Source organism: Staphylococcus pettenkoferi, from assembly GCF_002902685.1.
In the GTDB taxonomy this organism is placed as follows: Bacteria; Bacillota; Bacilli; order Staphylococcales; family Staphylococcaceae; genus Staphylococcus; species Staphylococcus pettenkoferi.
Genome location: NZ_PPRN01000057.1, coordinates 1 through 9,905 on the forward strand (window position 1 = coordinate 1; position 9,905 = coordinate 9,905).

General features: G+C 38.0%; 7 protein-coding genes and 1 pseudogene. 3 read left to right on the forward strand and 5 right to left on the reverse strand.

Translation table 11 applies throughout. The annotated features are described in order from the left end of the window. Positions 1-278: 278 nt before the first annotated feature. The 3 genes from CD126_RS12035 to CD126_RS09700 all read left to right on the forward strand — a co-directional run bounded on the left by CD126_RS12035 (position 279) and on the right by CD126_RS09700 (position 2,773). Entirely contained in the window at positions 279-380 is a 102-nt protein-coding gene (locus CD126_RS12035) for a type I toxin-antitoxin system Fst family toxin (protein WP_142381363.1), read from the forward strand. 970 nt (positions 381-1,350) lie between these two features. After that, positions 1,351-1,719 carry a hypothetical protein gene (locus CD126_RS09695; protein WP_049407496.1) on the forward strand — a complete coding sequence of 123 codons (369 nt, stop codon included), beginning with the start codon at positions 1,351-1,353 and terminating at the stop codon, positions 1,717-1,719. Between the two features lie 160 nt (positions 1,720-1,879). After that, positions 1,880-2,773 carry a 5'-nucleotidase, lipoprotein e(P4) family gene (locus CD126_RS09700; RefSeq protein ID WP_049407498.1) on the forward strand — a complete coding sequence of 298 codons (894 nt, stop codon included), beginning with the start codon at positions 1,880-1,882 and terminating at the stop codon, positions 2,771-2,773. A 180-nt stretch (positions 2,774-2,953) separates the two neighbouring features. Here the strand turns inward: CD126_RS09700 and CD126_RS09705 are convergent, their stop codons facing one another. From CD126_RS09705 to CD126_RS12400, 5 genes and pseudogenes are all read right to left on the reverse strand, one after another. Beyond that, entirely contained in the window at positions 2,954-3,805 is an 852-nt protein-coding gene (locus CD126_RS09705; RefSeq protein ID WP_103370399.1) for a DMT family transporter, read from the reverse strand. 208 nt (positions 3,806-4,013) lie between these two features. After that, on the reverse strand, positions 4,014-4,439 hold the full coding sequence (locus tag CD126_RS09710) for a hypothetical protein (protein ID WP_049407502.1): 426 nt from the start codon (positions 4,437-4,439) through the stop codon (positions 4,014-4,016). Positions 4,440-4,885: 446 nt separating this feature from the next. Further along, positions 4,886-6,502 (reverse strand): poly(glycerol-phosphate) alpha-glucosyltransferase, encoded by a 1,617-nt coding sequence (locus CD126_RS09715; RefSeq protein ID WP_103370400.1) that lies wholly within the window; start codon positions 6,500-6,502, stop codon positions 4,886-4,888. A 171-nt stretch (positions 6,503-6,673) separates the two neighbouring features. Continuing rightward, positions 6,674-7,612 (reverse strand): annotated as a pseudogene (locus CD126_RS12510) (LPXTG cell wall anchor domain-containing protein); the annotation flags it as partial. A gap of 1,366 nt (positions 7,613-8,978) precedes the next feature. Continuing rightward, positions 8,979-9,605: a YSIRK-type signal peptide-containing protein gene (locus CD126_RS12400; protein ID WP_142381364.1), complete on the reverse strand. Its 627-nt coding sequence runs from the start codon at positions 9,603-9,605 to the stop codon at positions 8,979-8,981. Positions 9,606-9,905 lie beyond the last annotated feature (300 nt).

Consider the following 9,905-nt stretch of genomic DNA (forward strand, 5'->3'; position numbering starts at 1 on the left):
AGATGTGTATAAGAGACAGGTATAAGGGTATTCGAGACGATATTATTTAGAGCTAAAAATGGGAAACGTGTATAAGAACTTATGATAAAGAGTAATTAAATGCACGAATTCTCACCATTTTTCAATATACGAAGTACACTCCTATATATAAATTGTATTTCTGTCATTTTTTATAATTATAGGTATTTCAAGTTATTCTAAATATACTTTATTGGTATAATATAGAAGTCGTCATATCTTCTGCGATAAATAAAGGCGCAGAAAAGAGGTGTTCCACCATGATAGAGCTTATAATACAAACTTCAGTCACAATAATTAGTGGCTGTATCATTGCGATATTTACGCAATGGCTACGTAATCGCAATGATCGTAAAAAATGACGACATTAGTCATCACCGTATAAAACCCCTCACTATGGCAGTAGTGAGGGGTTTGGTGTTTCTATGATAGAGCTTTTACAATATAATTATAGTCCAGTACCCAATGGATTGCAAAGCTTAACCATACATATGCCTTCTCTTCGCAACCTTCATGATAAATTATTACACTAGAGATCGTGTGATTCGATATAAAAAAATCCTCACTACCAACATAGTAAGGAGAATTAATAATTGTGTAGCTAAAATCTTTATTAAGACTATAGCCACAATCCTTAGTGGCTTGGTAAACGCGACAATAAAAGACGACAATAAAGTCAGCACAAAAACCCCCTCACTATCCGACTAGTGAGGGGGTTTGTGCATTACTATGCTTTCTATGCTTACAAGCTATATTATATCACTAAACTATAATGCATTGTAAAGTTTAAATGCTGGGTTTCCTTTGGCTCATTAATTATAGAATGAAATTCTCATGCTAAAAGCTACTTGATTTATTAACGATAACAATAGCAATTTACACTTAAACTACTTAAATACACTTCATAGATTATATCACTAATTAAAAAAATCCTCACTACCGACATAATAAGAAGTAATAATTGTTTCGTTGCATTTTTAACAAGGTTACACTAATAATGATTACTAGGTGCATTGTTACGTATTTTAGTTACTAGCTTAGTAAACGCGACAAGAAAAATAACAGACGATGATAACCAGCACGAAAAATCCCCTCACTACTGGCATAGTGAGGGGATTTGTGCATAAACTGACTCTTTTGCTTACACAATGATTATACCACTAATATTTATTTGATTGCAAAGTTTACCCACACCTTCAATTCAACGATATACTCGTATCGCCCACCGCTTCTTCAGTCACCTTTCTTTATAGTCCCTCTCCTCTAGTTTTGATTATTCTCTGCTTAATGCTACACTCAAGACACAAAATTATTAAAAGGTAAAATGATTAAATGAAATATTTAAGAATTATTGCATTTATTTTATCCCTATTCCCACTAGAGTTTATCGGCATGATGACTGACTATCAAACGGGTTCAACGATTGGCTATATTCCATATCTCATCGCTGTCTTCTTAATTAGCATTGCTCTTTTTAATGGTAAACTTAAAACGTGGCTCAGTATATTCGTAAGTCGAGTTATTGGCATCTTCGTTTCTTGGATTTGTGTGCAGCTTTTCTTCGATATTTATGAAACGGCAGGTTATTTTAAACCTTTTACCGCTAATAGTTTCACCATCGCCCTCGCCATTATTCAATTTGTCTTAATCTTGCTCGTATCTTTTGTTATTTTTGCTTTCTTTCCACGTAAAACTCAATAGGTTAAAATGTAACCTTTTACTCAACTACATACTTAGCATTTTAAATAAATTCAACTATTACTAATAAAGTCATTTCAATAAATTTAATTTCATCTATTTTCCAATTCACACATATAGTAGAATAAAACTATGTAAGATAATCATTTAATGAGGTGACTTTATGAATCGTATTACGAAATATGTATCAGCTGTCGCACTCGCGGGGGCTGTAACAGTATCTACTCCACTCACTACTCAGGCGTCTGGTGGAGGTGCACATCAAACGGCATCAAGTCAAAGTACGCAAACTCAAACGCCTGCGAGTCAAACTGATCTCGGTGTTCAGAACTATATGGCGGTGTCATGGTATCAGAACTCGGCTGAAGCGAAAGCGTTATATGCGCAAGGCTATAATACTGCGAAGGCGAATTTGGATCGCGAAATTAAGAATAATAAAGGTAAGAAAAACTTGGCGATTGCCCTCGATATTGACGAAACAGTATTAGACAATTCTCCTTATCAAGGCTATGCTTCTTTAAATAACAAGTCTCACCCTGATGGTTGGCACGAGTGGGTAGAATCTGCGCAAGCGAAACCGGTGTTTGGTGCGAAAGATTTCTTGAATTATGCTGATAAAAAAGGCGTCGACATTTATTACATATCTGACAGAGACCAGGATAAAGATTTTAAGCCGACTCAAGAGAATTTGAAGAATCAAGGTCTTCCACAAGCAGATAAAGAACATATTATGTTAAAAGGTAAAAACGAAAAAGACAAATCTGCGCGTCGTGATAAAGTGCGTCAAGACCATAAATTAATCATGTTATTCGGTGATAATTTGCTTGATTTCGATAATCCGAAAGAAGCTACGAAAGAATCACGCGAGGAGTTCCTTGATGCGCATGCGAAAGATTTTGGTAAGAAGTATATCATCTTCCCTAACCCAATGTACGGCAGCTGGGAAACTACTGTTTACGGTAACCAACATGGTTTAAGTAACGAACAGAAAGATCAGTTGCGTAAACAATCTATCAAGTACTTTGATCCTCAAACTTCTGAAGTTAAACATAACTAATACTTAAAAAAATGCACGATCTGGAATGCTGACCAGATTGTGCATTTCTCATATAGGAGCTAGGTACTTACAGCTTTTATTTAACCTTACAAATCTACGTCAGAATCTTACATTTTCGAAAGCTATGCATTTTAAAAAAGCAAAAAACGTTGCCTCCTGTAAGAAGACAACGCTACATACCTAAGCTGACTGTTTCTGACTCAACACAAGTGATACAAAAACAATCACAATTCCAATTATTGCGTTCACTGACAGATGTTCATGTAAGAAAATGAGGCCTAACAATAATCCAACTACTGGCACCATATAGTTCGCTAAAGATGCGAAAATGGGACTGTATAAGTTAACGAGTGTGTTGTAAATCACATATGCAAGCGCAGAGTGGACAATTCCGAGAATAATTAAACTTACCCATTGTCCTCCGTTGAAATCAAAAGTAAATGCGTGCGGAACGATGATGAGTAATATCAGCAACATCCCACTCGCAATATAGAGCACGTTTCTCATGTGATGGAGTGGCGCCGGATCTTTCAAACGCTGCATTAACACGAGTGAAATGGCGAAACAAAACGTCGCACTGACGAGTAAAACGAGTGATAGGATAGAGTCGTAGTCAATGTGTTGCGGATCCCATGAAATGAAGACGACCCCAATAAAACCAAGTATAATCGCTATAGTTTCGAATAAATTAAGTTTTTTCGAGGTCGCGATAAACATGATAAGTAACGTAAACACAGGCATAAGTGCCATAATTACGGAACTAATACCACTTGAAACGTGGCGTTGTCCTTGCGCGATAAAGATAAAGGGCAACACAACTTCAAATAATGCGATAAATATGTATAACAACCATTGCTTTCTGTAATTCCCTTTCTGCATTAACATTGTGACAATAGTTAAGAAAATGCCCCCAAGTATCGCTTTACCAAACGCGATAAATGTCGCACTGGCATCATGAGCGATGACTGCAGTAAATAAGAATTGTGATCCCCAAATTAAGCTTAATAAAGCGAGCAAGCCAAATTTCTTCACAAAACCGCTCCTTTTCTTGAAAGATTTCTTAATGCTACTACCACTTTATCTAATCATCACATCAACCGTAAATAGAACTGTTTAGCTATCTCTCACAAACAACTTAGACCACGCCCACACCAAAACGCACTAAAAAGACGAACCAAGAAGTACTACCATCTACTTCTCGACCCGCCACAATTATTATTTTCGCGGTTCCAACCTAGTCTTAATGCCCTAACATCGAAGGTAAAAAAGGTGCTGCGAACATAAGATGCTTCGCGAAACGCATAATCGCGAGTGCAGCTAACACAAGAATAACCAGGAAGCCGACCGTCTTGTATTTCTTCTTCTCAGGTTCTTCCTCTTTGGATTCTTTACCATCTAGATACGCTAATAATTCTGCCTCAATTTCTTTATCGATATCGGATTTTTCTTCATCCTTCTTCGCATCCGCCTCGTCATTCTGCTTTGACGAAGTTCGCTCGCTATTTTTACTATTATTAGACGTCGGGCTGTCTTCTTTTCCACTTTCTGTTGTACCTTGCTTTAAATCTTCTGTTGAAATCTCGTTTACTTCAACGGTTTGATCTGATTGTGACGCATGTTCAGTTTGGCTTTCTACTGCTTGTTTCTCTATCGTCTTCTTATTCACGCTTAACACCTCTGTTTGTCTGGAATCGTCGTGTTGTCCACTACTTATCTTCAATTATACTATGAACACGCCCGTCCGAGTAGTGATTCACCTACCTTATTCACGAGCTGTTCCTTCCTATATAAAAGGCAGGACGGAATCCACCTCTTGAATTCTCGTCCCGCCTCATTGGAATTGTTCTTTATCTTATTGTTAACTTCTCTACTGAATGAAATGTTTTACAGAAATACGTTATCTTATGCGGCGCTTACCTTCATTTTACAATTATTGGGGATAGTTGTTTCTTGAAAAATAAGACTGCCCGCATACTTCGTTTCTTATTTATTCTCTTTAACTGTACCTTGAATTGTACCTTCTTTAGTTTCCTTAACAGTACCTGAAATTATACCTTTGTTCTCTTTCTTCGCCATGTTCGCACACCTCCTCACTCGATTTGTGCTTTCAAGTTAATCGTTAAACACTTTGCGATATTGGACTAAGCCTGAAATGTAATGCTCAATGTCATCAATACGCACACGGTAGCCGTGGTGTTTAATAAAGAATGAATTGATGATTCGAGCTGGATTCTTGAAGTACATCGCAAGTTCAGGATAGAAGAATCCGACACGCTCATAGTTGGCGCGAATATGAATCGTTTCAATAAATTCCTTTTCGTCGATTAACTCTTCCACTAAATCTGCATGACCTGATTTCTTCGCTTTCTGAATCAAGTGGTATGTGGCCATGAGCATTTCTAAAAATGTTGGGAATGTCGTTTCACGATTTCTAATATAATTCAAATACGGCGCAACGTTCTGAATACCAAACTCGAAGTATTTACGTTGTGGGTCAATTTGAACGAGTTCATTTGTACAGTATCCAAGCCAGTGGTCGTGATATTGCCAATATTTCTCTGCGATAAACTTTTCAAATAAACCTTGAACTGCTTTGAGCCACATCTCGTTATGGTCAATTTGATATAAACGTAATAACGCTAAAGCTGCTTCACCGTCATAGTACACTACTCTGAACTGCTCTTTCGTCGTGAGATCTGGATAGTTAATGACGTGTGTCGTCTGCGCATTGTCTGGATCAATCATGCTGAGAATTCCGTTGGCAACAAGTTGCGCTTTTTCAAGTAACCCTTTCTCTTCAGGATGATAACGGAGATACTCACAAACAGCGAAGACGAATGCAGCATTCTGACCGAGCTTAATCTCATTGATATTTTTCGTATCATCATAGATATGCCCTATGCCATCTACTTCATATAAATAATGTTCAATTAAGTACTCTAACGGTTTCTTCGCTAACGTGATGTCTTTGTCACAGTATGCGAGTCCTTCGATTAAGGCATATGTTGATGATGAGTGTCTAAGGTTATTGTAGAAATTGATCTTTTTATCAAAATGAGGGAAATAACCGTAAATATACTTCCCATTGTCTTGAATCTCATTTCCTAAATAATCCGTAGCTTTACAGATTAAATCATCAAGTTCTGGCGCAAGATGATCCACCTTTCTTAACCCTTTCATATAGCCTTCTGCATGTAGGTCATAGACTTGATCATTTTCAATAAAGAAGCTCTTCGTTCTGAACTTGATCACATCAGCACCGCGCATATTCGCATGACTATACTTACCACGAATACGTTTGTATTTGTTCAAATATGTGTTGATATTCGTCTCAGATAAGATAAAACCTTTCTTGTCTTTACCTGGACGCACAAACGCATTGACGTTAATTTCTTCAGGTAGGAAGACGGTATCCCAATCTTCGTCTAACGCTATACCGTAGTCCACATAGTTACGTCGTGTGTTGATTAAATCCGCTTTCACATCTTCAAAGCGTGCCTCTTCCGTATCTGTGACGAAATCGAGCTTAATCCACTGAGGACGCTTCCCTGATTTTTTACGATATTTTTCAAGAAACTTTATGATATTATTCTTCAAATTCCTCTTATTTTTAAATAAATGCACTACAGCTTTACTGTTAGGATTTCCTACACTGAGGAAACTATAGTCATTATCAGGATAAGCACTCGTCATCTCCAGCGCTTGAGAAATACTACTCTGTAATGTCATCTTGTTAACTCCTTAATTTATAAATCTGATCTTATTCTTAAATGTAATCCTACAATACATTATAACTCAGCTATAGGTAAAAGCACTACTTTCTAGGAAATGATACATTTTAAAAATCTATAAGGTAGAGTGGCTAAGCTCAAAGCCTAACCACCCTATGGTTTAAGAAGATTATTTCTCTTCTTTAGAATCTTTGCGACGACGGAAGAACAGAAGTGAACCGAGACCAGCAAGCACTGTGCCTAATAATGTTGTGTTGGCATTGTCGCTACCAGTGTCAGGAAGAGCTTTGTCATGGTCTTTGTCAGAACCATGGTCTTTAGTGTTGCCGTCGTGGTCACCATCTTGAGTGTGGCTATCATGGTCTACGTCTGAGTTTGGATCGTGTCCAGTGCCGTGGTCAGAGTCTGAGTCGGCGTCTGCGTCTGAATCGGCGTCCGCGTCTGAATCTGCGTCAGCATCGGAATCTGCGTCAGCATCTGAGTCTGAATCGCTGTCCGCGTCGGAGTCGCTGTCCGCATCTGAATCCGCGTCACTATCTGCGTCTGAATCGCTGTCTGCATCGGAGTCCGCATCGGAATCTGCATCGGCATCTGAGTCAGAGTCACTGTCCGCGTCTGCGTCTGCATCGGAGTCTGCATCCGCATCAGCATCTGAGTCGGCATCTGCGTCTGAATCGGCATCTGAATCTGCGTCGGCATCTGAGTCTGCATCGGAATCAGCGTCTGAATCCGCATCTGAATCCGCGTCGGCATCTGAGTCTGCATCACTATCTGAGTCTGAGTCACTGTCCGAATCTGAGTCGCTATCTGAGTCGGAATCACTGTCTGAGTCAGAATCGCTATCGGAGTCAGAGTCACTATCGGAATCTGAGTCACTGTCTGAGTCAGAATCGCTATCGGAGTCAGAGTCACTATCTGAGTCTGAATCACTATCTGAGTCTGAGTCACTGTCGGAGTCGGAATCACTATCTGAATCGGAGTCACTGTCTGAGTCCGAGTCACTGTCGGAGTCGGAATCACTATCTGAATCGGAGTCGCTATCTGAGTCTGAGTCACTATCAGAGTCAGAATCGCTATCTGAATCTGAGTCGCTGTCTGAATCTGAGTCACTGTCGGAATCTGAATCGCTGTCTGAATCTGAGTCACTATCAGCGTCAGAATCGCTATCTGAATCTGAGTCGCTGTCTGAATCTGAGTCACTGTCGGAATCTGAATCGCTGTCTGAATCTGAGTCACTATCGGAATCTGAGTCGCTGTCTGAATCTGAATCACTGTCGGAATCCGAGTCACTATCTGAGTCGGAGTCACTGTCTGAGTCGGAATCGCTATCTGAATCTGAATCACTATCCGAGTCAGAATCGCTGTCGGAATCTGAATCACTGTCCGAGTCAGAATCGCTATCTGAGTCTGAGTCACTATCTGAGTCGCTGTCGGAATCTGAATCGCTATCGGAGTCACTATCTGAATCTGAGTCGCTATCGGAGTCAGAATCGCTGTCTGAATCTGAGTCACTGTCTGAGTCGGAATCGCTGTCTGAATCTGAATCACTGTCGGAATCAGCGTCCGCGTCCGCATCATTGTCGTCAGGATCTGGGGTTACTATTGTAGTTGAGTCTAGATCTGTTCTCATGATACCGTAGCCCTGTCTTCCAGCTTCTTGGCTCGAAGTAATCAGGAAATTATATTCTGAATTCTTATCAATACCAAGTTGTTCTAATGTTGCTGTCCATGTTTTTCCTGCATATGTAGCCGTGATTGTTTCATTTTCAGCATCATAGTCTAGAACTACATCATTAAGTTGTTGACCATGAAATTTGCCGTCGTTTTGATTAACTGTATTATCAGCATACTCTATTTTATTAGGTGGAACATCTTTACCTGACCCTAAGCTTCCAACTTGTTGGCTCGTACCATTGCTGTCGTTAGCAACAAAAGTGCCATAACCAATCTTTACGCCACCAATTTGTCTCAAGTTCTTATTTTTATCTTTATCTATAGCATCTTGATAATTATAGCTAGTGTCGATTTTAAAACCAGCCGCGTTGGCTAATCCTTTATCTCTTAGAATACCACCTTCACTTAAATAATCCTGGGCATTTTTTGTTGTAAAGATAAATCCCCAACCATTTGAACCAGTCGTATTACCTTGGTTATTATTTGCGATTGGAACTGTAATTTTAAAGTTTTTATTGAAATTTATTTTTTTATTATATTGTAATACTCCGTTAGTACCCTTACTGGTATTTGTTCTTTTATTAAAAGAAGTGATATTTTTATTCCCAAATTCATCAGGGAATACATCATGAGTTATATCGCCATATTCAGTAAAATTATTAGTACCTACAGTTGTTGTAGAAGTTTCTTCTGTTAGAGCTCTGGCTCTAAAACTGCTATTAGTTATTGTATTAGAAGCATTTTTAACGGATACTTCATTACTAGCTGGAAGGTTAGAAGTTGTTTCGGGGGATAATTCTTTATTCTTTTTTTTCGTTAGAGACAGCTTCTAGTGAATTTTCATCATTTGCTACTTTATTGATAGATAATACATTATTTTCTTCTCCTCTAGTGACCTCTTTAGAAGAAGTAATATCTTTTGCTTTTTCTTTAGTAATAGCTTCTGAAGAACTTACATTATCAATTGTTTCACTTGATATTTTTTCTGAATTAAAATTACTATTACTCTCATCTATTTTATCAGATAAATCAGTAGCATTTGTTTGTGCATTTACTTTCGTATCTCTATTTGTCTCAGATATTTGCGTAGAATTAAATTCCGTATCATCTTCTACTTCATTTTTCAAAGGTTGTTCTTGTTCGCTTGGTTGAGTTGCTACTTCTTCAGTAGTATTTAAACTTTTCGTGGCTGCTTGAGTATCTTTATTATTAATTTCTGTTTGGTTAGACTTCGTCTCAACTTGATCATCATTTGAGTTGGAAGCACCTTTGCTTACGTCTTGTGAGTAACTATCATCTTCAGCGGCTTCGGCATCTTTATCCACACCAAATAGAAGTGTGGCACCGATGATGATACTGGCAGTCCCCACAGTGAATTTACGGATAGAATAACGATTCTTCCGATTTGAAAAGGGATTTTTTGACATCTTCAATACTCCTTTACTTACAATATGGTTAAACGCATTTTAGTTGCGTTCATTTAACATTACCACCTTCCTTTTAAAAAATCTATAATTAAAATTATTTTTTGGTAAAAGGTCATTTTATGTCCAATAATAATATAGAAAGTAACTTTACATTAATATAAAGATTTTTGTTAATTAGATTTGTAATACTAAAAAGATTAAAATTATTTAACATCTTTGATTATATAGGTTAAATAATCTTTTACCTCTTGCATTTAATAGTAATTTATTTTTGTGCAAGTTTATTCGCTACCTTTCTAC